Below are 23315 nucleotides of genomic sequence, written 5' to 3'. Positions count from 1 at the left end.
TAGCGACCTAGTCCTTAAAGCCCACCATTCGCGTGGGCACGGCGGCGTCATCGCGCGAAAGCGCCAGGCCCTCCCACGGCAGGGTCTTGCGGGCCTCGTCCAAGTAGGTGCGAGAGGCCTCCAAATCGGGCAGATCCTCCACGATGTGCCCATCGCGCATCAAGGGGATGGTCAACTCGCGGGTGGTGAGCTGGCCCGTATCCGGCGCCTGCGCGGCGAAGGGGTACACGACCTCTTCTACCGCCACGCCGGAAGACCGGTAGGTGCGCAGCGCGCGCTTGGCCCCGCCCACTGATTGCTTGGACGACGAGCGCTTGGCCACCGGGACCCCGTCGACCTCGACGACCTTGTAGACCATGCCCGCGGTCGGGGCACCGGATCCGGTGACCACGGAGGTGCCCACGCCGTAGACATCGACGGGATCGCCGCGCAGACCCGCAATGGCAAACTCGTCCAAATCGGACGAGACAACGATATTGGTATTGTGATTGCCCAGCTCATCGAGCTGCTTGCGCACGCGGCGGGTCACCGCACCCAGGTCACCGGAATCGATGCGCACCCCGCCAAGCTCCGGACCACCGACCTTGACCGCGGTCTCGACGCCCTTGGTGATGTCATACGTATCCACCAGCAGGGTGGTATCGATGCCCAGAGTATCGATCTGCGCGCGGAAGGCCGCCTCCTCATTGCTCGTGCCATCCGGGTTCGTATGCGCCAAGGTCCAGGCGTGGGCGGCGGTACCAGATACCGGGATGCCGTAGCGGAAGCCTGCCTCCAGGTTGGAGGTGGCGGTAAAGCCGGCGAGGTAAGCAGCGCGGGCGGCGGTTACGGCCGCGTACTCGTGGGTGCGGCGGCTGCCCATCTCCAAAATGGGGCGGCCATCGGCGGCGGTGACCATGCGGGATGCGGCAGAGGCGACGGCGGAATCGGCGTTGAGGATAGAAAGCACGATGGTTTCGAGCACCACGCACTCACCAAAGGTGCCGCGCACCGTCAAAATGGGTGAGTTGGGAAAATACAGCTCGCCTTCGCGGTAGCCGTCGATTTGCCCGGAAAAGCGCCAGTCACGCAGGTACTGGCGGGTATCTTCATCCAGGAAATCCATCTGTTCCAGCTGCTCGGGGGAGAAGCGGAAGTCCTCCACCGCGCGCAGCACGCGGTCGGTGCCGGCGACGACGCCGTAGCGACGCTCATTGGGCAGGCGGCGGGAAAAGACCTCGCAGGTCACGTTGCGGTGGGCGGTGCCATCGCGAAGCGCGGCTTGCAGCATGGTGAGCTCGTATTTATCCGTGAGCAAGGCGGTGGAGCGATCGATAGGGCGTGCTATGTCATTCATGAGCCTGATACTACTCACAGGTTAAGAAGCTTTCAGCATACCCGGGCCTCCACCCTGGTGAGCTGCGGGGAGACCCAATGCCCGAAATGCCAGCGAAAAATGATTAGGCTATAAGGCATGAAGCCGCAACACCCCGAAGTCCGTATGAGCTCTCCCATGGCCACGCCCGACTTGGATGAAGGAATCGAAGTTGATGTGGCCGCGAGCGAGAATCTGCCGTGGATGTGCATCGTCTGGGACGATCCCGTCAACTTGATGAGCTACGTGTCCTACGTATTCCAAACCGTTTTGGGCTACGACAAAAAGCGGGCCAACGAGCTGATGATGCAGGTCCACACGGAAGGCAAGGCCGCCGTGTCCAGCGGTGAGAAGGACAAGGTTGAGGCGGACGTTAAAAAGCTCCAGATCGCGGGTCTGTGGGCGACAATGCAACAGGCAGGGTAGATAGATGCAACCGTGGAAAAAGAAGAAATCGCTCATGCGCGGGCCCAAAATCACGGCGGTATTCGAGCCCATGGAGCGCGAAGTCATCGGCAACCTCACCGCCACCGTCTCTGAGGCGATCATCGGCCGCGCCCAGTCCGCGCCGAAGGATGAGCTCGCGGAAATGCTGGACATGCCCACCGGCCATACCGAGGCCCCCGAGGATCCCTCCCTGGCGCGGCTGTTCCCGGACTTCCAAAAGCCCGGCGATGAGGAATACGACGGCGATGCCTCCCTCTTGCGCTCGCTGCACGAAAACGACATCGCGCGGGCGAAGCTGCAGAACCTGCAGGTCATCGGCAATGCGCTGGGCCCTACCGGCGGGGTAGAGGTCTCCATTTCGGAGCAGGAAGCCCAAGCCTTCGTGGCGGGGCTCAATGATCTGCGCTTATACGTCGCGGCTGGGGACGCGACCGACGACAACCTCATGACGGACCGCGATACCTTGGTGGAATGGCTGGCCTATTGCCAGGATTCCCTGCTGGAAGTGTTGATGGATTAATGATTGACGGCATTAGCATTGGCCATTTTTCCGGCGAGGACACTGGTGCCACCGTGCTCTACTGCGGCCTGAAGGGCGCGCTAGCCAGCGTGGATGTGCGCGGCGGCGGGCCCGGTACGCGCGAGACCGATCTGTTGCAGCCGCACAATACCGTCGAGCGCGTCCATGCGATCGTGCTCGCGGGCGGGTCCGCCTTTGGCTTGGCCGCCGCGGATGGCGTCATGCGCGAATTGGAAGCGCACGGGGTGGGTTTCCCCGTCTTTGGCGAGGACAAGCCCGGCCCGCGCGTGCCCATTGTGCCGGCGGCGGTGATTTTCGATCTGCTGGCGGGCCCCTCTCGCCCTGGGCCGGAGGATGGCGCGGCGGCGCTGCGGGCGGCAATGGCCGGCCACGACGACACGGTGGGCACGGTCGGCGCGGGCGTGGGCGCTACGGCGGGCAAGCTGCGCGGCGGCTTCGGCCTGGCCACCCGCAAGGTGGGAAACTACGAGGTCAGCGCCGCGATGGTGGCCAATCCCGTGGGCGAGGTCATCGACCCGCACTCCGGCCGCCTCTACGGCGCGCCGGGCCGCACGCCGGTCAACGCGGACGCCTACCGCGACCTGCCGCACGCTGCCGCGAAGCTGAATACGACGATTGGCGCGGTGCTTACCGATGCCCCCGTTACCACCGCCCAAGCCCAACGCCTCGCCATGACGGCCCACGACGGGATTGCGCGCGCCGTTCGGCCCGCGCATTCGCCGCTGGACGGAGATACCATTTTCGCCTTGTCGACGGCGCAGGAACCCGCCGAGGTGGATATGGTCCAGCTGTGCGCTGCGGCGGCCGACGTGGTGGAGGAGGCCATCGTCACCGCGGTCACCGCCGCACGCCCTGGCCTGGGGCTTCGCGCGTATCGCGACTTGCTCGGCTAAGATATTGCCCATTATGACTATGGGTGGAACTTCACGTAATCAGCTGGCGTCGACCAGCACGAACAACCGCGGCCGTGGCCGCATCAGCACCGGCCTATCCTTGGCCCTGGGGTTCCTCGCAGTGGAGTGGTCGGTCCACCTCATCAACGCCGTCGTCTTCGGCGGCGGGCTGTCCAATTACGGCATCCGCCCGCTCGACGTGGATGGCCTGTGGGGCATTATCACGGCGCCGCTCTTGCACGGCAGCCTGGAGCACTTGATGTCCAACTCGTTGCCGGGTGCCCTGTTTTGCTTCCTCATTGGCTTGTCCGGGCGCAGGGTGTGGTGGGAGGTCACCTTGATCACCACCGTGGTAGCGGGCCTTGGAACGTGGTTCTTGGGCGGGGCCGGTACCTCGCATATCGGCGCGTCCGGGCTGGTCTATGGTTGGCTGGCCTACCTCGTGGTGCGCGGCGTCTTCAATCGCTCCCTGCTGCAGATCATTTTGGGCATTATCCTGGTCTTTTCCTATTCCGGACTGATTTGGGGCGTGCTGCCCGTCGCCGAGGGTATTAGCTGGCAAGGCCACCTCTTCGGCGCCCTGGGCGGCGTACTGGCCGGTATGTTCATCACCTCCGATGATCCGGCAAAGGCAGGGAGGAAATAATGCCTAACGCATCGTCTCCCATCGGCATCTTTGACTCGGGCGTCGGCGGGCTGACCGTGGCCCGCGCGGTGATGGAGCAGCTGCCGCAAGAATCCGTTATTTATATGGGCGATACCGCCCACGGCCCCTACGGGCCGCGGCCCATCTCGCAGGTGCGGGCCTTTTCCCAGGATATTGCCGATAAGCTGGTAGAGCGTGGCTGCAAGATGCTCGTCATAGCCTGCAATACCGCCACCGCAGCCTTCCTGCACGATGCCCGCGAGCGCTACGATATCCCCATCGTGGAGGTCATCCACCCGGCCGTGCGCCGCGCCATGTCCACCACGCGCAATGGCAAGATTGGCGTTATCGGCACTGAGGGCACCATCAAATCCGGCGCGTACCAGGACCTTTTCGCGGTTAACACCAATGTTGAGGCGGTAGCCGCCGCCTGTCCGGACTTCGTGCCCTTTGTCGAGCGCGGGATTACGGCAGGCCGCCAAATCCTCGGCGTCGCCGAGGGGTACCTTGCGCCCCTGCAGGCCCAGGGCGTGGACACCTTGGTGCTGGGATGCACGCACTACCCGCTGCTTACCGGCATCATCCAGCTCGCCATGGGCGAAAACGTGTCCCTGGTGACCTCCTCAGAGGAGACCACGAAGGACGTCATGCGCCTTCTTACGGAAACGGACATGCTCGCCCCCGAGGGCAACCAGCCGGTCCATTCCTTCGAATCCACCGGCGATCCTGAGGTCTTCGCCCAGCTGGCCACGCGCTTTTTGGGCCCGCAGATCGGCTAAGACAGCCGACTTTCCTCCCCCTTTTTGCGCGCGGTACCAGCATTCGGTCCGGATTCATGGAACTATTGGTTCCATGAAGCTGACCATCCTAGGCTGCTCCGGTAGCGTCCCCACCGCAGACAATCCTGCCTCCGGCTATGTCGTGTCTTTCGATAATGCACCGTCCATCATCCTGGATATGGGCTCGGGCACGCTGGGCCAGCTAGCTAAACTGCAGGATCCGTGCGATGCCCACGTAGCCTTTAGCCACCTGCACGCGGATCACTGCGCGGATTTTCCCTCCCTCATGGTGTGGCGCCGCTTCCATCCCACGGCCCCGGCAGCCTCGCGCAACTTCTGCTTCGGCCCGTCTGCCACCCCGACGCACCTGGGACGACTGTCTTCCGACGAGGTAAATGGGATCGACGATATGTCCGATACCTTGGCGTTTAGCCAGTGGGTGGCGGGGGAGCACCAGCTTGTCGATGACGTCTTTATCACCCCCTTCCCCGTTAATCACCCGGTAGAGGCGTATGCGCTGCGCATCGAGCACGCGAAGACCGGCAAGACCATTACCTATTCCGGCGATACGTCTTATACGCCTGCGCTTGTCGATGCCGCCCGGGGCGCCGATCTCTTCCTCTGCGAGGCGACCTGGGGTGCTTCCTCCGAGGGCATGGCACCCGGCATGCACATGTCGGGCGCGGAAGCGGGGCGCGCGGCGCGGGAAGCGGGCGTTGGCACGCTGGTGTTGATCCACATCCAGCCCTGGGGCGATGCTGAGGCCACCGTGGCGGCGGCGCGGGAGGAATTCGACGGCGAGATCGTGCTGGGTACTGCGGGCATGCAGTTCTAAGTTACGCTGGTGGGCATGACTGAATTTACTCGTGCCGATGGGCGCGCGCTCGACCAAATGCGCAGCGTCCGCATTACCCGCAATTTCACCACCAACCCGGCCGGATCCGTCTTGGTGGAATTTGGCAATACCCGCGTGATGTGCACCGCCTCCGTCGAACTCGGGGTGCCGCGTTTCAAGCGCGATTCCGGCGAGGGCTGGCTGACCGCCGAGTACGCCATGCTGCCGTCCGCCACCCACGACCGCATGCCACGCGAGTCCATGCGCGGCAAGGTCAAGGGCCGTACCCACGAGATTTCCCGCCTAGTCGGCCGCTCCCTGCGCGCCGCCGTGGACTTGGAGGAGCTGGGTGAGAACACCATCCAGCTCGATTGCGATGTGCTGCAGGCCGATGGCGGCACCCGCACCGCCTCCATCACGGGCGCCTACGTTGCGCTTGCCGATGCCATCGCGCACCTCAAGTCCGAAGGCGTCGTCCCCGGCGAGCCGCTGCTCGATCCCATCGCTGCGGTCTCCGTGGGCATCATCGACGGCGAAATCTGCCTCGACCTGCCCTATGAGGAAGATTCCCGCGCCGAGGTGGACCTTAACGTGGTGATGCAAGAATCCGGCGACTTCGTTGAAATCCAGGGCACCGGCGAGCACGGCCTCTTTGGCCGCGAGCAGCTCAACGGCATGCTGGATGTGGCCCAGAAGGGCTGCAGCGAGCTTATCGCGGCGCAGAAAGCGGCGCTGGGATGGTAATCCTCGTCGCCTCCGGCAATCCGAAGAAGCTGGCCGAGCTCGATCGCATCCTATCCGAGGCCGGCATCGAGGGAGTTGAACTGCGCCTGCTTTCCGAGGTCGAGCCCTACCCAGAGCCCGTCGAAGACGGCCGCACCTTCGCCGATAACGCGCTCATCAAGGCCCGCGCCGGGGCTGCCGCCACGGGCCTAGTGACCATCGCGGATGATTCCGGGCTGGCCATCGAGGAGCTCAACGGCATGCCAGGCGTACTCTCGGCCCGCTGGTCCGGCGAACATGGCAATGACCAGGCCAATAATGACCTGGTCTTGGCGCAGATGGCGGATGTTCCAGACAAACGGCGCGCCGCCGCCTTCGTTTCCGTGTGCGCTCTGGTGACCCCCGAAGGCACCGAGCGCGTGGCCGAGGGCCGCTGGGAAGGCAAGCTGCTGCGCGAGCCGCGCGGCGCTAATGGTTTTGGCTACGACCCACTCTTTCAACCAGAAGGCGAGTCGCGTTCTGCGGCGGAAATGTCGGCTGCGGATAAGAACGCGGTCTCGCACCGCGGCCGCGCCCTTTCCCAGCTGGTCCCGCTTATCGCGGAGCTGGCTGGCTAATTATGCGTTGAGCTGGAATTGCTCCTCGATTTCCTTGCGGCGCTTGTGCTCCATCCAGAAGGACAGGAAGGGCACCACGCCGGCGAGCGCGGTGGTAATCAGCTTGCTCGCTGGCCACAGCGCGCGCGGGCCCAGAATCAGGATGGAGAGCAGGTAGGTCATGTACGCGATGCCGTGCACGATGGCGATATAGGTCGCCCATTCCGGAATCTCCGCGCCTAAGACATACTGGAAGAACATGCGGATGACCAGGATGATCAGGAAGATACCGGTCACCGTGGCCGCGATGGAAAAGAACTTCAGCGGGCCGCGGATGCGCGCCTTGCGGTCTGGGTGTACCTGGTTTGTCATGATTTACTTTCTCCTTTTATCTGTTGGGCCTTCGTCGCGTCCCTCTGCGGGGGAACCGCGGCGGCGCCGAGGCTGATTCAACGCATTAAACTCTTCCACATTCAACTGCGGGCGCTGCGGCAAGAAATCCTCATCGATGGCGGTTTTCTCCGCCGAGTCCCTCTCCTCAGAACCATCGGCCGAGCCAGATATTCCGTCGGCGGTTTCGCCGACATTTTCAGAGGCGTTTTCTGAGGCCTGCAGTGAATCCATCTCGCGGGCTTCGTTTTCCGCGGCGAGGCGCTCATTTTCATAGCGCAGCGTGGTGCGATAAGCATAGACCACGAATACCGCAAAAAGCGGCCACTGAAAGGCATAGCCCAAGTTTTGGAAGGTGCCCGAGCCGGAGCGGAAGCGCGTCCACTGCCAATAGGCGAGGAAGAGGAAAAGCACCACGAAAAATATGACGAGGGCGATGTGCCACCACCGCACCTTCACGCGCCGTTTCTTCTGATCCTCGTGCATACTCACCTCACCCAGCCTACCTATCCACCGCCGCAATACGGAATGCCCCTGGTTTCTTGTTTATCAGCGCGCCGTGTACACTATTCAACGTTGCTCGCGCCCGTGGCGGAATTGGCAGACGCGCTAGATTTAGGTTCTAGTGTCTTATGACGTGTGAGTTCAAGTCTCACCGGGCGCACAAGAAAGGCACCGCAGTACTTGCTTGAAGAACTGCGGTGCTTTTGCGGATCTTAGTCCACCTCGGTGAACTTGCGGTCCCAGGAGGAGCGGACGGGGTTGGCATCGGCAAGCAGGATATCGAAGCGGTCATTGGCGATCTCAACGATTTCGCTCAGCGCAATGCGGTATTCCTGCGCATCGGAATTGGCGAGGCGCCGCACGCCGGCATCGATCACACGCTCTACCGTGTCATTGGTATCGAGGTATGCGACAAATGGCATGCCAAAGCGCTCGCGGTAGGCGGCGGACAGCTCGGTAATGCGTTCGGTCTGCACGTCATCGAGATCGCTGAGCCCCAGCGAGCCGCGGTCGGCGGAAATATTCGCCGCCTCATCAGACGAGGCCAATAGCAGCTCGTCCATCGCAGGGTAGTCGTGGATGAGCGCATCGCGGCGGTCAGCCTCCGCGGTCAGCACAGCGACCTGGATGGCGGCGCGCAGCTCATTGACATCGCTAAACGGCCGAGACTGCCAGGCCAGCTCCAGCGGCCAAGTCTCATTATTGAATAGTGGGCGCAGCGCGGCGGTGAACTCCTCGCGCGAGGCCTCGTTCAGCTCGTTCAGGCTCACGCCCTTGCCATCGGCGCGCGAGACCTGCGCGCTCGCGCTGCCGGTGTGGAAGAACAACAAGTTGAGCAGGATGGCGGTAATCGCGCCGATGGACATGCCAGAAGAAACGAAGGTCTGCGCCCACTCCGGGAAGGCAGTGGCAACCTCCGGCTTGAAGGTCACCAGCATGGCCAGGCCCAGCGCGGAGGTGACGATGACGGAGTTGCGGCCATCGCTGAGATCCGACTTTGCAATGGTCTGCAGGCCCACCCACGCCACGTTGGCAAAAAGCGCGAGAGATGCGCCGCCGAGCACCGGCGACGGAATCGCGGCAACCACCGCGCCGGCCTTCGGCAAAAGGCCCAGCACAATCATGAACCCCGCAGCTGCCACGGCCACCCAGCGCGATTTCACGTTGGTCAAGCGCACCAAGCCAACGTTTTGCGCAAAGCAGGTATAGGGGAAGGAATTCATCACGCCGCCTACCAGGGTGGAGATACCATCGGCGCGGATGGCGCGCACCACGTCATCGCGGCGGATGCGCTTTTTGACGATTTCACCGGTGGCAAACACATCGCCGGTTGTTTCCACCATCGTGATGATCATGACGATAATCAGCGAGAAAATCGCCACGAGGTCGAATTGCGGCATGCCGAAATAAAACGGCGTCGTAATGCCGAGGGCGGGGGAGGAGGAGACTTCGCTAAAGGAGGCATCGCCAAGCGCGAGCGCCACGCCCGTGCCCAGGACCAGGCCGATGAGCACCGCCAACGTGCCCACGAAGCCGGTGGAAAACCGCTGCACCATAATGATGACCGCCAGCGTGCCAAAGCCGTAGAGCAAATCGCGCGTGGCCGGCACGCCCTCGGCATAATTGACAAAGTCATTGGCCGATACCGCCAGCAGCGAGGTGCCCATCACCAGCAGCACCGAACCGGTAACCACCGGCGGGAAGAAGCGCAGCACCTTGCCAAAGACCGGCGCGGCGAAGAAAGTAAAAAGGCCCGCGACGATGATGGCGCCGTAAATCGTGGGCAGCGATGCCGCCCCGCCCTCGCCATCGGTAGCGCCCAGGCCAATCGCGATGATGGGCGATACCGCCGTCGTGGTCACGCCCTGCACGATGGGCAGGCGCACGCCAATATGCTTGCCGATGCCCACCGACTGAATGATCGTCGCAATACCGCAGGTTAAAAGGTCGGCATTGATGAGGTGGATGGTAGTTTCCGCGTCCAGGTTTAACGAGCTGGCGATGAGCAGCGGGACGATGACCGCCCCGGCATAAAACGCGAGGACGTGCTGCAGCCCAAGGGCGGCGAGTTTCGGCGCGGGGGGAACGATGTCTACGGGGTGCTTGGGCTGGGACGCCACGAAGTCCTCCTTGTTACGGAAGCGAAGCTGACCGCCTTAACAGTAGAGGTACACGCAGGTCGGCGCCAAAGCGTACGTGAGCAAAACCACGATCGGGGCTGGATTGCCCCCGAACAAAAACGTACGGGTGGTTTATATGAATCGGGCTACCAGCAAAGCATGATGACCGGTTTATAACTGGTGCTCACGGCAATGTTTACGGTTGTTAATTTCGCGAATCGAGCCGACAATGAAGAAGTGACGGGGCTTGATGCTGCGGGATGAAAAGGCGGCATGTGCCCCGGGAAATTTGACCCAGAAGAAGGGAATTATGACTACCGCAACTAAGCCCCAGCAGTATCAAGGGTGGGAAGGTTTTGCTCCCGGCCCTTGGACCGAGGGCATCAACGTCCGCGATTTCATCCAGCGCAACTACACGCCTTATAACGGCGATTCCAGCTTCCTTGCTGGCCCCACCGATAAGACGCTGCGCGTGTGGGACACCCTGGAAAAGGACTACCTGTCAGTCGAGCGCGAAAAGCGCATTTACGATGTCGATACGCACACCCCGACCGATATCGATGCCTTCCCGGCCGGCTATATCTCAGAAGACGATGACGTCATCGTCGGCCTGCAAACCGATACGCCGCTCAAGCGCGCCATGATGCCGTTCGGCGGCTGGCGCATGGTGAAGCAGGCCATCGGCGAGGCGGGCAAAGAGGTAGATCCCGAGGTGGAGAAGATCTTCACCCGCTACCGCAAGACCCACAACGATGCGGTCTTCGATATCTACACCCCGCGCATCCGCGCCGCCCGTTCATCACACATCATCACCGGCCTGCCCGATGCCTATGGCCGTGGCCGCATCATCGGCGATTACCGCCGCGTGGCGCTGTACGGCGTGGACTATCTCATCCAGGAAAAGATTGAGGCCCGCGATGCCATTGCCGATGCCGGCTTTTCCGAGCACTGGGCCCGCTACCGCGAGGAGCACTCCGAGCAGATCAAGGCCCTGAAGAAGCTCAAGGCGATGGCCGAGTCCTACGGCTTCGATATCTCCGAGCCGGCGCGCACCGCCCACGAGGCCGTGCAGTGGACCTACTTTGGCTACCTCGCCTCCATCAAGTCCCAGGATGGTGCCGCCATGTCCATCGGCCGCCTGTCCGCATTCTTCGACTGCTACTTCGAGCGCGATTTGGCCGCTGGCATCATCACCGAGGAACAGGCACAGGAAATCATCGACGCGCTCGTGCTGAAGCTGCGCATCGTCCGCTTCCTGCGCACCATCGACTATGACCAGATTTTCTCCGGCGACCCGTACTGGGCCACCTGGTCCGATGCCGGCTTCGGCAGCGACGGCCGCCACATGGTCACCAAGACCTCCTTCCGCCTCCTGCAGACCCTGATCAACCTGGGGCCATCACCGGAGCCGAATATCACCATTTTCTGGGATCCGGAGTTGCCCGCAGGCTACAAGGAATTCTGCGCGCACATCTCCATTGAAACCTCCTCCATCCAGTACGAGTCCGATCGCCAGATTCGCGACGAGTGGGGCGATGACGCTGCGATTGCCTGCTGCGTGTCCCCGATGGAAGTGGGCAAGCAGATGCAGTTCTTCGGCGCCCGCGTCAATGCCGCCAAGGCCCTGCTCTACGCCATGAACGGCGGCCGGGATGAGGTCTCCGGCAAGCAAGTCGTTGAAGGCTACGAGCCGATTCAAGGCGATGGCCCGTTGGACTTCGACGAGGTCTGGCAAAAGTACGAGGAGATGCTGGACTGGGTGGTTGGCACTTACGTCGAGGCGCTAAACATCATCCACTACTCGCACGATAAGTACGCTTACGAGGCCGTGGAAATGGCGCTGCATGATTCCAATATCATCCGCTCCATGGGCTGCGGCATCGCGGGGCTTTCCATCGTCGCCGATTCGCTTTCTGCCATCAAATACGCCAAGGTCACCCCGGTCCGGGATGAGACCGGCCTGATTACGGATTACATCACCGAAGGCGAATTCCCGTTCTACGGCAACGACGACGACCGCGCCGATGACATCGCCGCCACCATCGTGCACACCGTGATGGAGAAAATTAAGGCCATCCCGATGTACCGCAATGCCATCCCCACCCAGTCCGTGCTGACCATTACCTCCAACGTGGTCTACGGCAAGGCAACAGGCTCCTTCCCGTCGGGCCACAAGGCCGGCACCCCCTTCTCCCCGGGTGCTAACCCCGAAAACGGCGCGGATAACCACGGCATGGTCGCCTCCATGCTGTCGGTGGGCAAGCTGGATTACAAGGATGCCCTGGACGGCATCTCGCTGACCAATACCATCACCCCGACCGGATTGGGCCGCACCCCAGAAGAGCGCATCACCAACCTGGTGGGCGTGCTGGATGCCGGCTTCATCATGGAACAATAAGAATCACGACAAGGAGAACCATCATGGCAACCCCAACCTTTGCAGAACGCCTTTCAGACATGAAGGCCAGCCGCGACGAGCACAAGATGAACTCTGGCCTGTACCACGCCAACATCAACGTGCTGGACAAGTCCACGCTGGAAGATGCCGTCGAGCACCCAGAGAAATACCCGAACCTCACCGTTCGCGTCTCTGGCTATGCGGTCAACTTCGTCAAGCTCACCAAGGAGCAGCAGCTTGACGTCATCTCCCGCACCTTCCACCAGGGTTCATAATCATGGCTGATGGCATTACTGGTGTGGTCACCCTGTCGCCGGAATCCGGCGAGCGCGTTCGCGGTGTTGCCGCGGGCCTGGGAACCGACCACGAACTCGATGAGATTACCCGCCCCGAGCTCATGGAGGCGCGCCGCACCGGCGATATCGCCCTCGTGCACTCTTGGGAGCTGGTAACCGCCGTCGACGGCCCGGGCACCCGCATGACCATGTTCATGTCCGGCTGCCCCCTGCGCTGCCAGTATTGCCATAACCCGGACACCATGGAGATGAAGACCGGCACCTTGGAGCGGGTCGACGATGTGGTCAAACGCATCAAGCGCTATAAGCCTATCTTCCAAGCTTCCGGTGGCGGCCTGACCATCTCCGGTGGTGAGCCCCTCTTCCAAATTGCGTTTACCCGGCGTGTGCTCAAGGAAGTCCACGACGCCGGCATCCACACCACCATCGATACCTCTGGGTTCTTGGGCTCGCGCTTGCGCGATGAAGACCTAGACAATATCGACCTCGTGCTGCTGGACGTGAAGTCGGGCGATGAGGAAACTTATCAGCGCGTAACGAGGCGCCAGCTGCAGCCCACGCTCGATTTTGGTGACCGCCTCAACGCGATAGGCAAGCCGGTGTGGATTCGCTTCGTCGTCGTGCCGGGCCTGACGGATTCGGCCGAGAACGTAGAAAACGTCGCCTCCATCGTGGCGCGGTGGAAGTCCAATGTAGAACGCGTCGAGGTCCTGCCCTTCCACAATATGGGTAAGGACAAGTGGGAGGGGCTCGATATGACCTACCACTTGGCAGATACCAAGCCGCCGAAGACGGAAGACGTGGAAAAAGTCCGCGACGTGTTCCGCGCGAAGGGCCTGGAGGTTTACTAACCTGGGTGGGCATGACTCACTACCGCCGCTTCGGCCACGATATTATTGAACACACCCTGGAAGTACCGTGGGATTATGACAATCCGCGCGGGACTTTTGCTCTCTATGCCCGCGACTTGGATTCTAGGGGTCGTTGCAACGATGATGGTTATTTTGGTGTGATACTACCGGTTTGTGTCAGGGCGTTGGTCATGACTTCGGCTGGGGTGCGCCAGTTGAGTGCTTTGCGTGGTTTGTGGTTGTGAATGTTGGCGATCATCTCCAGGTCCTCGGCGCTGTAGATGGACAGGTCGCTGTTTTTGGGAAGGTTTCTCCTGAGCCTGCCGTTGGTGTTTTCGTTGCTGCCGCGTTCCCACGGTGATCCTGGATGGCAGAAGTAGATGGGAATGTCAGTTGCCATGGTAAAGGCTTTATGGCCTGCCATTTCGCTTCCTTGGTCCCAGGTAATTGATGACCAGAGTGCTTTATCGATTCCAGCGACAGCCTTGTGCAGGGCTGTGAATACTTCTTTGCTGGTGTGCCTGCCTGCCAGGTGGCCAAGGACAACAAATCGGCTGACGCGTTCTACTAACGTGATCACCGCGGATTGGTTATTTTTACCAAGGATGAGGTCGCCTTCCCAGTGGCCTGGCAAAATACGTTCAGTAACCTCTTCTGGCCGGTCGTCGATGAGGATCATGTCGTCAACGAAGCGTTGCTGGGCCGGTGTGGTGGTGCGTGTGTGGCGTTTCTTGCGTTTCTTTCTGCCGGTAGGCAAGTCCAGGCCAAGGTCTTTGAGTCGTCCTTTGGACTGTAGATAAAAGGCGTCATAAATCGTTTCGTGACTAATGCGCATGTCCTTATCCGTGGGGTAGTCGATGGGCAGGCGATTGGAAATCTCCTCCGGTGACCATTGTGCCCGCAATTGTGCGCATACATAGTCCCATAGCCTTTTGTTGGCTAGCAGTTTCGGTATTTTCGGCCGCAGTCTACGCGCACAGGCCTTTAGCTGGGCGGTTTCTGCACGGTACGGGCCTTGGGCGCTGTGGTTTCTGCGTACTTCACGCTGAATTGACGAGGCACTTCGCCCTAAACGGCGACCGATTTCCCGCAGCGGTGCATGCTCACGAAGAAGGTCGGCGATAATTACGCGTTCTTCAAAGCAAATGTAGCGATCACTGATGCGTTTATACGGATCCACACCGCCAGGCAAGGCAGGGGCACAAAGCCGTCCAGATTCGATGACGTCATGGCGTTGGCGCAGCGCTTTCATGAGTCTTTTATACGTGGTGGCGTCCTCGCCGACGGGTATGAACTCTTTACGTGGTCCTCCGGATTTGATGAGTCCTTTTTCGAAGTCTAAAGACAATCGACGATCAATTCCTACCCCAGCCCCAGCATCACCAACAGGCAAGCTCGCCAACCGAAGGCGTAAGTATTCCACCCTTAACTGTGTTTGGCGGACTTTCCGGGCATACCTCGTTAGCCGGATATGGCACCCGGCTTCTGTAGCAACGGCATACGCGGCGGTGGGATGCATTCCACACGTTTTGGCGGCTTGGTGTACTGAGAGTCCGCCTTTAACTAGTTCTACAAGCTGTAAAGCCTGGCTACCGCGGGGATCAACTCGTTTGGCTTTATGTATGACTGGCACTCCGTGAGCATGGCAAAAATTCAAAGCATGCACGTAATGACAGCCAAGCTCACCAGCAGCCGAGCGAACGCTACGCCCACTGCCAACCATGGACACCAAGCCACGACGATCCGACTCAGACAACGAATGAAACGGGCCAACAACTCCAAGCACAACAACACCCTCCTAAAGGGGAAAGTGTTGCAACGACCCTCTGAACTCAAGCGAAATCATCCCGCCAGGCGGCGAGGACTTGCCGGCGCTGCTGTACCTGCAGGGAGGCCCAGGTTTTCCGGCCCCACGGCCGGTCAAACCGACGGGGCTTATCGGCAAGGCGCTCGAGCGCTACCGCGTCATCCTCCTCGATCAGCGCGGCACGGGGCGATCGCACCGCATCGATAGGCTGAGCCCCGCAGAAGAGCGCAGCGCCGAACACCTGGCCTTATTGCGCCAGGACAGTATCGTGCGCGATGCCGAGCGCCTCCGCGAACACCTGGGGTTGGAGACTTGGTCCCTGTTCGGCCAGTCCTTCGGCGGCTTTTGCATCACTGCGTACCTGTCTCAGGCTCCCGAGTCCGTCAAGCACGCGTTTTTCACCGGCGGCATCCCCACGCTGCAGGGTGCGGATCACCTCTACCGCACGACTTTTAGCAAGCTCAAGGCCCGCCAGGAGCGTTTCTACCGCGAGTTCCCCTGGGTGCGGCGCCGCATCGAGGAAATCATCGCCCACCTTGATAATTCCGATGAACGCCTGCACACCGGCGAGCGGCTGTCCTCGCTGCGCTTTCGCACCATTGGCACCGATTTGGGGCGGGGCACCGGGTTCGACGGCCTGGCCTACCTCCTGGAAGAGCCCTTCCGTACCGTGCGGGGAGAGAAGGTGCTGCGGGATGATTTCCTGTGGGGCATCGGCGAGCGCGTGAGCTTTGCGGAGGCCCCGCTTTATGCGGCGATCCACGAGTCCATTTATGCCGGCAGCGGCGGGCAGGCGGCGACGCAGTGGGCGGCGCATCGCGTGCGGGAGGAGTTCCCAGAGTTTGCCGAGTCCGGCACTTGGCTGACCGGCGAGCATATTTTCCCGTGGCAGTTCGACGAGGACCCGGCGCTGCAGGCCTTCAAGGAGGGCGCGCACGGCTTGGCGGAGCGGGAATTTACTGCGCCTTATGCGCTTGCCGATGCCCCCACCACCGCCGCCGCCATCTACCTCGACGATATTTTCGTTCCCCTGGAGGAATCTTTGGCCACCGCCGCGCACTTGGGCGATCTGCGGCCGTGGGTGACGAATGAGTACCAGCACAATGGCATCGGCGAGAACGGCGCGGAGGTGATGGGCAAGCTCTTTGCGCTTATCGATGACCACTAGCGAACGCTTTCCGCCTGTGCGAAAATTAATTTCACATACGTAGTTAGGGAGAGGAAATGTTGAGCTTAATCATCATCGGTATCATCATCTTGCTGATTCTCGCCACCGTATTTGATGGCTATTACATCGTGCGTACCCGCGAGGCGGCCATCTTGGAGCGTTTGGGTAAATTCCAGACGGTCGCCCACGCGGGCTTGCACTTCAAGATGCCCTGGATCGACCGCGTGCGCGATAAGATTTCGCTGCAGGTGCGCCAGCTAGACGTGATGGTAGAAACCAAGACGAAGGATAATGTCTTCGTCCAAATCCCGGTCGCGGTGCAGTACGAGGTCGTAGAGGGCCGCGAGCGCGAGGCCTTTTATATGCTCTCCAACCACGAGCAGCAGATCGTGGCCTATGTGCAAGATAATGTGCGCTCGTCGGTGGCGAATATGGGCTTGGACGAGTCTTTTTCCTCCAAGGACACCATCGCGCAGAACGTGGCGGCCTCGCTGCGGGATAATATGGCCGAATACGGCTGGAACTTCGTCAATACGCTGGTAACCGATATTCGCCCGGATTCCCGCGTGCGCGAGTCCATGAACTCCATTAACGCGGCGCAGCGCGAGCGCGAGGCGGCCATCGCCCAGGCGGAGGCGGAAAAAATCCGCGTGGTCAAAGAAGCCGAGGGTGCCGCGGAGGCAAAGAAGCTGCAGGGTAGGGGTGTTGCCGAGCAGCGCAAGGAGATTGTAGAGGGCATCGCCCAGCAGTACGAGCTACTGCGCGATGCCGGGGTCCAGGAATCCCCCGAGGTCCTCATGCTGGTATCGCAGTACCTCGACGCGATGGTCGATGTCTCGAATAACGGCCGAGCCTCCGTGCTCTACATGCCGTCCAATCCGCAGGGCATGGGCGACCTGTTCAGCGGCATGCGCGACGTGCTCATGGCGGACCGCGCCCTGGATGAGTCAGCCGGGCGATAGGAGCCTACCTGCGCCGCAGGAGGAGGACCAGCCCCAGGAGGACGGGGACGCCGCCTATGATGATGAGGTAGGTCGTTTCGGCAGATGCCGAGGTAGGGTCGTACAGCTGCGACATCGAACCAGCCAGCGAGGTGCCGATGGCCATGGTGAGGAAGTACAGCGCGGAAAAGCGGGTGGCATATGCCCGCGGGGCGTGGGCGGCGGATGCGGCCATGCCCACCGGGCCGATGAAGAGCTCGCCGAGCGACATGAACAAGATGGTGCCCGCTAGCACCAGGAACGGCGTGGAATTTTCCCCGCCTCCCACAAAGGGCAGTAGGAGGAACATGCCTGCGCCGGCGAAGATGATGCCGCAACCCATGAGCGCGCGCCGCGAGTTGGCCCAGCGCGTCATGCCCGCGGCCAAGGGTAGCGAGAGCAGGAGGATGAATAGCGGGTTGAGCGATTGCGTCCACGCCGGCGGGATTTCGAATCCCCCGATGGATCGGTTGAGGCGCTGATCCGAGTAGACCGCGAGGACTCCGTAGATTTGCGGTTGCAGGGTCCAGTAGGCCGTTGAGCAAGCGAAAAGCGGAATAAAATCCAGGATGCGGCGTCGCTCGTCTGCGCTAATCTGCGGGGATCGCAGCATGCTGGCAAAAAGCCCCGCCGCGGCCGCCACCGTGGCGATAAGAAGCAGCACCGTCAGCGTTGCTGGAGAAACGGTGATAATGAGCAGCACGCCGGCTAGGAGCGCCGCCAGCGCGACCAGCCCCGCCTTGCCTGGGGCCTGGGTGGGGTGAGGCGGGCGCGATGGCACATCTATCTTTTTCCGCAGCGCGCCGTAGGTGGCACACCCGCAGCACATGAGCACCGCTGCGGCGAAGAATCCGGCGTGGTAGCCGTATTCCTCGGCTAGCCAGCCTGTCAACATGGGGCCAAAAAGCGCGCCGACATTGATGCCGAGGTAGAAAATCTGAAAGGCCCCGTCGCGCGCGCCGGCCTCGGCGGGGAAGGCGGCGCCCAGAATCGTTGTCGCGGCGGTCTTGAGCAGCCCCGAGCCAAGCGCGAGCGGCAAGAGCCCGATGATGAGCCCAGCGGTGCCGGGGATAAACGAAAGGGCAAAGTGTCCGCACACCAACAGCCCAGCGCCGGTAAGCAAGGTGCGCTCGGCGCCCAAGAGGCGGTCGCTGACCCAGCCGCCCACAAACGTGAAAAGATAGAGCAGGCTGCCGTAGGCGCCGACGAGCGCGGTGGCCTGCGTTTGCTCCATGCCGAGCCCGCCGGAGGTGGAGTAGAGGTAGTACGCGAGGATGGCTTGCATGCCATAAAAGCTGAAGCGCTCCCACATTTCGATGCCCGCAACCGCCGGCAAAACCACGGGTACGCGGCGAATTGAACGCCGTTCAAGAACTTTCATAAAAAGGACTATAGCGGCCGAGAGTGTGTGCTAGATCTAATTTGGTGGATATTTCTACTAACGACATAGCGACAATCGATGCCCACCACATCTGGCACCCCTACGCCGAGCCCGGCGCGCCCACGCGCGTCGTGGTGTCGGCCGCAGGCGTCCACCTCACGCTTGCCGATGGCACCCAGCTCATCGACGCCATGTCCTCCTGGTGGGCCGCCGCCCACGGCCACAGCCATCCGCGGCTTACCGCTGCCGCCAAGGAGCAGATCGATCGCATGAGCCACGTGATGTTCGGCGGGCTCACGCACGAGCCGGCGGCGCGGCTGACGGCCAATCTCATGGAGCTTACGTGTCACGACTTCGCGCAGGTCTTTTATGCGGACTCGGGATCGGTCTCGGTGGAGGTCGCCATCAAGATGGCCCTGCAATACCAGCAGGGGATTGGCCACCCGGAGCGCACCAAGATGCTGACCTGGCGCTCGGGTTATCACGGCGATACCTTTGCAGCGATGAGCGTGTGCGATCCCGATGGCGGCATGCACTCGATGTGGACCGGCACCCTGGTGCAGCAGGTTTTCGCCCCGGCACCGCCGACGCGCGGGGCGAGCGAGAAGGTGCGCGAGGAGTACCTGCGCGAATTGGAGGGCTGCATTACCGACGAGGTCGCGGCCCTGATCATCGAGCCTGTCGTCCAAGGCGCCGGCGGCATGCGCTTCCACGACCACGAGTTGGTGCGCGGGGCGCGCGAAATTTGCGACCGCCACGGAATCGTGCTGATCGCGGATGAAATCGCCACGGGATTTGGGCGCACCGGGGACCTCTTTACCACCCAGGGGGCGGAAGTGGTGCCGGATATCATGTGCGTGGGAAAGGCGATGACCGGCGGTTTCATGACGATGGCCGCCACGCTTGCCACCGGCCGGGTAGCCGAGGGTATGCACCCCCGCGCGCTTATGCACGGCCCGACCTTTATGGCCAACCCGCTGGCTTGCGCGGTATCTGCCGAGGCGACCTCCATGATCCTGGAGGGCAGGTGGCGGGGGCAGGTTGCGGGCATCGAGAAGCAGCTGCGCGCCGGGCTTTCCGGACTAGAGGACGAGCCGGGCGTGGCGGACGTGCGGGTGCTGGGGGCTATCGGCGTGGTGGAGATGGAGCGCGACGTCGATATGTCAGGTGCTACGGACGCGGCGGTGGACCAGGGCGTGTGGCTGCGCCCGTTCGGCCGCCTCATCTACACCATGCCGCCGTTTATCAGCACCGAGGACGAAGTTGCGCAGATTTGCCGCGGTGTGCGCGCTGCGGTGGCAGGAGGAAAGCGATGATTATCTTTGTCACCGGCACCAATACCGACGTGGGAAAGACGGTAGCCACGGCGGCGCTCGCTAGCGCCTTTGCCCAGAGTGGGCGCGAGGTTGTCTATGTCAAGCCCCTGCAGACCGGCGAGCCGGACAATAGCGGTGACGCGGCGACGGTGCGGGCCCTGGCCGGGGTCGAGGTCACGGAGATGGTGCGCTTTCCCGAGCCGCTGGCACCGAACCTTTCGGCGCGCCGGGCGGGTATGATTCCACCGAGCAAAGAGGAACTCTGGGACTGGATCGCAGGGTTGGATGCACCAGGCCGGGTGGTGCTGGTGGAAGGCGCCGGCGGCTTGCTGGTGCGTTTGGCAGACGACTACACGCTTGCCGATGTCGCCACCAACCTCCTCATCGTCACCTCCCTCGGCCTCGGCAGCCTCAACGCCGCCGAGCTCACCGTCCGCGAGGCGCAGCGGCGCGGGATTAACGCGATGGGGCTTATCGGCGGCAGTTTGCCCGCGAGGCCAGATCTGGCGACGCGGCTGAACGTGGACGAGCTTCCGGCGGTCACGGGCTGCCGGTTGTGGGGCAGCGTGCCAGAGGGCGCAGGTGCGCTGGGCCGAGAGGACTTCGCGCGGATGGCCAGAGAGCTCTTTCCCAGTGATGTGTGCGCGGAGCTGCTTGCGCACGCCGAGTAGCGCTACCTCGGTGAGGCAGCGCTAGCGGCTCCAGCGGACCTTGCCGTTTACCCGGGCAAGGCGGCCGCGCAGGGGAGGGGCGTTCGGATCGTCTTGGTTCACCCCGTTGTGGTACGGGCAGCACACCGTGAGGTTCTCCGCGTTGGTCATCCCGCCGTGCTTCCACGCCTGCAGGTGGTGGATCTGAGACTTATCCGCCGGGTGATTGCACGGCGGCCACGGGCAGGTGGGGTTTTCGGCGGCGGCCATCAGCCGCTGCTTTTCTGAGGCGAAGCGCGAGGTCCGATACAGGTTGACCGGGCCCTTCACTGGGTGGATAAGCGTGGCTAGCCCGTGTTCGCTGAAGGTGCGCTCGACGAGCTGCGCGCCGGTGATGGTCGAGCCGTTGGTGAGCCGAAGCGTGACCTCGTCGCCATCGCCTTCCAAAATTTGGTCCAGCGCGTTGAGCGGGATAATCACGTTCGTCGTGGTCTGTACCGTAGCAGCGCCCTCGCCGCGGAGGAGTTCGCGGAAGGATGCGAGTGGGTTATCGGGGTCGAGGGCGGAATCGAGATCCGCGAGGAAGGACGAGGGCGCGGTAATGCGCATCGTCCACGGGCCATCCGGGCGGCGCAGGAGTTGTACGCCCTCGCGCGGCGGCCGGCGGCGCGGGCGCCATTCGCGCAGGCGCTTTTTAGCGAGCCGGGCAATCTCGGAGGCCGGGCCGTGTTGTCGGCACAGTTCTACGCGCAGGTTCCATGCGGCGCGCTTGGTGGCCGCGCGGGTGGCGTACTTCTCGATGAGCTTCAGCGTCACCAAATCGTGGTGGCGCGCGCCTGCGGCGGCAAGGCGCTGCTTGCGGCTAAAGGAGGTGGTGCCGAAATAAACTTCAGCCAGCGCGAGCAGCTCGCGGGCCTCGACATCCGGCAGGCCGAGCTCGATGAGGTCGCGTTCAGGCATGCCGTGGGCCTCGGCGAGGATATCCATCGCCGAGGAAATCTGGGTGGCATAGGCCTGCAGTGCGTTCATGCCTGCAAATCTAGGCGCGCGCTGCTGCGGCGCCAATCGCGCCCAGTGCCCGCCTGTGGATAACTTGTATAAACGTCTACAAACTTAGCCTGCGGCCACCGCAAAAAGATACGAAATCAACATGCGCTTTAGCTCCATGACCACGGAATCGAACTTGTCTGGATCGCCCGAAATGGCGTAATTGAGCAGCGAGACCACGGTGTGGATAAGGAAGCGTGCAAGCTCAATGCGTTGCGCATCGCTGTGCTCGGTGGCCAGCGGGCGGAGGATCTCGGCGAGTGGCTCCAAGAGCTGCAGCTCGGTATCGGCGGCCGTGGCCCGCGTCGCCGGGGTGGATTGGATGGCGTGCCAAACAGCACGCCGGGAAGGGTCCTCGCGCCACATCCGCGCCAAGTGGTCGATGAATTCATCCAAGACATCCGGCCACTGCGGGGCCGGCACGAGGCGCGAAAAGCGCTCGATTTCGGCCAGGCTGGTGGCGGTATCTTGCCGGTCGAGCTCGCAGATGAGCACGTATTTATTGGCAAAGAATTGATACAGCGTGCCGATCGGAACCTCGGCGCGGTGGGCTACTTCATCGAAGGTGAAGGATTCGAAGCCGACATCGACAAGCACGGCGCGCGCCGCCTGTACGATGCGTGCAAAGCGCTCCCGGCTGCGCGCCTGCGCTGGCCGACGCCGCGGAACGAGGATTTCCTCCACCGGCTTACTCGAGGCCCTTCATCACGCGCGCGACGTGCCCGGTGGCCTTCACGTTGTAGTGTGTCTGGCCGATGGTGCCATCCGGCTCCACGAGGAAGGTGGAACGGATAACGCCTTGGACCACCTTGCCGTAGTTCTTCTTCTCCCCGAAGGCGCCATACGCGGTCATGACGGACTTATCCGGATCAGAAAGCAGCGGGAAGTTGAGATTGTGATCATCGCGGAACTTCGCCAGTGACTCGGGCTTATCGGGGGAGATGCCTACCACCGCGATATTGAGCCCATTGAGCTCTTCTAGGGAATCGCGAAAATCGCAGGCTTCCTTGGTGCAGCCCGGCGTATTGGCGCGCGGGTAGAAGTACACCAACACGCGCTGGCCTGCGTAATCGGACAGGGACACGGTGTTGCCGGTGGCATCGGCAAGCGAAAAAGCGGGGGCGGTATCTCCTACGTTCAAACGAGTTTCAGTCATGGGCCCCACTTTACGTGCTCCCCGGCCTGCGCGGTGGAGGCCCTGCACGGTAAGATAAGCTCGTTAAGAGCGAAACTTAAGCTAAGAGGAGAATTCCGTGGCACGCAATATTGAAGATATTCAACGCGATATCGAACGCACCCGGCGCCAGCTGGCTAGCACCCTGGATGAAATTGCGGATCGCAGCAAGCCGCAAAACCTCGTCGATGACGCCAAGAACGCCGCCACCGAAAAGTTGCAGGACCGCAACGTACAGCTGGTGCTCGGTGGCATCGGCGCGGCCGTCGCTGGGCTCATTGCCTATTCCGTGTTCCGCTCGCGCCGCCGCAAGAGCGACCTGAAAGAATTGCAGCGCTTGCTGTCTGAGCGCCACTAGCTTTCCCTGCCGTACCCCCCCCACGCGCGCCGTGGGGGCTTTTTTCGTATGCTAAATTGCG

24 protein-coding genes, 1 tRNA gene and 1 pseudogene are annotated in these 23315 nt (G+C 62.1%); 17 read left to right on the top strand and 9 right to left on the bottom strand.

Features of this window, described 5'->3' with window-relative positions:
* Nucleotides 1–7: 7 nt before the first annotated feature.
* A complete protein-coding gene (locus QP970_RS03455) occupies nt 8–1336 on the bottom strand; it encodes a nicotinate phosphoribosyltransferase (protein ID WP_284869618.1) in 1329 nt (442 codons plus the stop codon).
* 117 nt (nt 1337–1453) lie between these two features.
* Between QP970_RS03455 and clpS the strand changes: the two genes are divergently transcribed.
* The 8 genes from clpS to rdgB all read left to right on the top strand — a co-directional run bounded on the left by clpS (nt 1454) and on the right by rdgB (nt 6835).
* Complete coding sequence (clpS, locus tag QP970_RS03450) at nt 1454–1780, top strand: ATP-dependent Clp protease adapter ClpS (protein ID WP_005277757.1); 327 nt, start codon at nt 1454–1456, stop codon at nt 1778–1780.
* Nucleotides 1781–1784: 4 nt separating this feature from the next.
* On the top strand, nt 1785–2321 hold the full coding sequence (locus QP970_RS03445; protein ID WP_284869616.1) for a DUF2017 domain-containing protein: 537 nt from the start codon (nt 1785–1787) through the stop codon (nt 2319–2321).
* Nucleotides 2321–3235 carry a P1 family peptidase gene (locus QP970_RS03440; RefSeq protein WP_284869614.1) on the top strand — a complete coding sequence of 305 codons (915 nt, stop codon included), beginning with the start codon at nt 2321–2323 and terminating at the stop codon, nt 3233–3235. The genes QP970_RS03445 and QP970_RS03440 overlap by 1 nt, the downstream gene beginning before the upstream one ends.
* Before the next feature lie 13 nt (nt 3236–3248).
* Nucleotides 3249–3881: a rhomboid family intramembrane serine protease gene (locus tag QP970_RS03435; RefSeq protein WP_284869613.1), complete on the top strand. Its 633-nt coding sequence runs from the start codon at nt 3249–3251 to the stop codon at nt 3879–3881.
* Entirely contained in the window at nt 3881–4660 is a 780-nt protein-coding gene (murI, locus tag QP970_RS03430) for a glutamate racemase (protein WP_284869611.1), read from the top strand. Before QP970_RS03435 ends, murI begins: the two co-directional genes overlap by 1 nt.
* A 73-nt stretch (nt 4661–4733) precedes the next feature.
* A complete protein-coding gene (locus tag QP970_RS03425; RefSeq protein ID WP_284869609.1) occupies nt 4734–5495 on the top strand; it encodes an MBL fold metallo-hydrolase in 762 nt (253 codons plus the stop codon).
* A gap of 15 nt (nt 5496–5510) precedes the next feature.
* Nucleotides 5511–6239 (top strand): ribonuclease PH, encoded by a 729-nt coding sequence (gene rph / locus QP970_RS03420; protein WP_005277773.1) that lies wholly within the window; start codon nt 5511–5513, stop codon nt 6237–6239.
* A complete protein-coding gene (gene rdgB / locus QP970_RS03415; RefSeq protein ID WP_284869607.1) occupies nt 6233–6835 on the top strand; it encodes an RdgB/HAM1 family non-canonical purine NTP pyrophosphatase in 603 nt (200 codons plus the stop codon). Before rph ends, rdgB begins: the two co-directional genes overlap by 7 nt.
* Here rdgB and QP970_RS03410 read toward each other — a convergent pair whose 3' ends face one another.
* Both QP970_RS03410 and QP970_RS03405 read right to left on the bottom strand, forming a co-directional pair.
* Nucleotides 6836–7186, bottom strand: a complete 351-nt coding sequence (locus QP970_RS03410; RefSeq protein WP_023023696.1) for a DUF3817 domain-containing protein — start codon at nt 7184–7186, stop codon at nt 6836–6838.
* A gap of 3 nt (nt 7187–7189) precedes the next feature.
* Nucleotides 7190–7690 carry an MreC domain-containing protein gene (locus tag QP970_RS03405; RefSeq protein WP_284869605.1) on the bottom strand — a complete coding sequence of 167 codons (501 nt, stop codon included), beginning with the start codon at nt 7688–7690 and terminating at the stop codon, nt 7190–7192.
* A gap of 96 nt (nt 7691–7786) precedes the next feature.
* On the opposite strand from QP970_RS03405, the gene QP970_RS03400 reads away from it, so the two are divergent.
* Nucleotides 7787–7868 (top strand) — tRNA-Leu (locus tag QP970_RS03400).
* 52 nt (nt 7869–7920) lie between these two features.
* Here QP970_RS03400 and QP970_RS03395 read toward each other — a convergent pair.
* Entirely contained in the window at nt 7921–9828 is a 1908-nt protein-coding gene (locus QP970_RS03395; RefSeq protein ID WP_284869603.1) for a solute carrier family 23 protein, read from the bottom strand.
* Nucleotides 9829–10138: 310 nt separating this feature from the next.
* Between QP970_RS03395 and pflB the strand changes: the two genes are divergently transcribed.
* Genes pflB through pflA form a run of 3 tightly spaced genes read left to right on the top strand, consistent with a single transcriptional unit; the run spans nt 10139 to nt 13373 of the window.
* Nucleotides 10139–12226, top strand: a complete 2088-nt coding sequence (gene pflB / locus QP970_RS03390) for a formate C-acetyltransferase (RefSeq protein ID WP_284869601.1) — start codon at nt 10139–10141, stop codon at nt 12224–12226.
* 23 nt (nt 12227–12249) lie between these two features.
* Nucleotides 12250–12501, top strand: a complete 252-nt coding sequence (gene grcA2 / locus QP970_RS03385; protein WP_255716700.1) for an autonomous glycyl radical cofactor GrcA2 — start codon at nt 12250–12252, stop codon at nt 12499–12501.
* A 2-nt stretch (nt 12502–12503) separates the two neighbouring features.
* Nucleotides 12504–13373, top strand: coding sequence for a pyruvate formate-lyase-activating protein (gene pflA / locus QP970_RS03380; protein ID WP_284869600.1), 870 nt, complete (start codon nt 12504–12506; stop codon nt 13371–13373).
* Between the two features lie 148 nt (nt 13374–13521).
* Here pflA and QP970_RS03375 read toward each other — a convergent pair whose 3' ends face one another.
* Nucleotides 13522–14721: an IS30 family transposase gene (locus QP970_RS03375; RefSeq protein WP_284869599.1), complete on the bottom strand. Its 1200-nt coding sequence runs from the start codon at nt 14719–14721 to the stop codon at nt 13522–13524.
* A 478-nt stretch (nt 14722–15199) separates the two neighbouring features.
* On the opposite strand from QP970_RS03375, the pseudogene QP970_RS03370 reads away from it, so the two are divergent.
* Both QP970_RS03370 and QP970_RS03365 read left to right on the top strand, forming a co-directional pair.
* A pseudogene (locus QP970_RS03370) lies at nt 15200–16348 on the top strand (alpha/beta fold hydrolase); the annotation flags it as partial.
* 56 nt (nt 16349–16404) lie between these two features.
* Complete coding sequence (locus tag QP970_RS03365) at nt 16405–17310, top strand: SPFH domain-containing protein (RefSeq protein WP_239269895.1); 906 nt, start codon at nt 16405–16407, stop codon at nt 17308–17310.
* Nucleotides 17311–17314: 4 nt separating this feature from the next.
* Here the strand turns inward: QP970_RS03365 and QP970_RS03360 are convergent, their stop codons facing one another.
* On the bottom strand, nt 17315–18709 hold the full coding sequence (locus QP970_RS03360; RefSeq protein ID WP_284869598.1) for a peptide MFS transporter: 1395 nt from the start codon (nt 18707–18709) through the stop codon (nt 17315–17317).
* A gap of 41 nt (nt 18710–18750) precedes the next feature.
* Here QP970_RS03360 and QP970_RS03355 point away from each other — a divergent pair, with 41 nt between their 5' ends.
* Both QP970_RS03355 and bioD read left to right on the top strand, forming a co-directional pair.
* Nucleotides 18751–20025, top strand: a complete 1275-nt coding sequence (locus QP970_RS03355) for an adenosylmethionine--8-amino-7-oxononanoate transaminase (RefSeq protein WP_284869644.1) — start codon at nt 18751–18753, stop codon at nt 20023–20025.
* Entirely contained in the window at nt 20022–20696 is a 675-nt protein-coding gene (gene bioD / locus QP970_RS03350) for a dethiobiotin synthase (RefSeq protein WP_284771624.1), read from the top strand. The genes QP970_RS03355 and bioD overlap by 4 nt, the downstream gene beginning before the upstream one ends.
* 21 nt (nt 20697–20717) lie before the next feature.
* Here the strand turns inward: bioD and QP970_RS03345 are convergent, their stop codons facing one another.
* The 3 genes from QP970_RS03345 to bcp all read right to left on the bottom strand — a co-directional run bounded on the left by QP970_RS03345 (nt 20718) and on the right by bcp (nt 22878).
* Nucleotides 20718–21704 (bottom strand): HNH endonuclease signature motif containing protein, encoded by a 987-nt coding sequence (locus QP970_RS03345; protein ID WP_284771623.1) that lies wholly within the window; start codon nt 21702–21704, stop codon nt 20718–20720.
* A gap of 84 nt (nt 21705–21788) precedes the next feature.
* Nucleotides 21789–22406: a TetR/AcrR family transcriptional regulator gene (locus QP970_RS03340; protein ID WP_284771061.1), complete on the bottom strand. Its 618-nt coding sequence runs from the start codon at nt 22404–22406 to the stop codon at nt 21789–21791.
* A gap of 4 nt (nt 22407–22410) precedes the next feature.
* Nucleotides 22411–22878, bottom strand: a complete 468-nt coding sequence (gene bcp / locus QP970_RS03335) for a thioredoxin-dependent thiol peroxidase (protein WP_284771621.1) — start codon at nt 22876–22878, stop codon at nt 22411–22413.
* 97 nt (nt 22879–22975) lie between these two features.
* Here bcp and QP970_RS03330 point away from each other — a divergent pair, with 97 nt between their 5' ends.
* Entirely contained in the window at nt 22976–23254 is a 279-nt protein-coding gene (locus QP970_RS03330) for a DUF3618 domain-containing protein (protein WP_284771620.1), read from the top strand.
* Nucleotides 23255–23315: the final 61 nt, after the last annotated feature.

Source organism: Corynebacterium sp. MSK073, assembly GCF_030232085.1.
Lineage (GTDB): Bacteria > Actinomycetota > Actinomycetes > Mycobacteriales > Mycobacteriaceae > Corynebacterium.
Note: the sequence above shows the minus strand (reverse complement) of the source record. Positions and strands in the feature narration are given on the sequence as shown.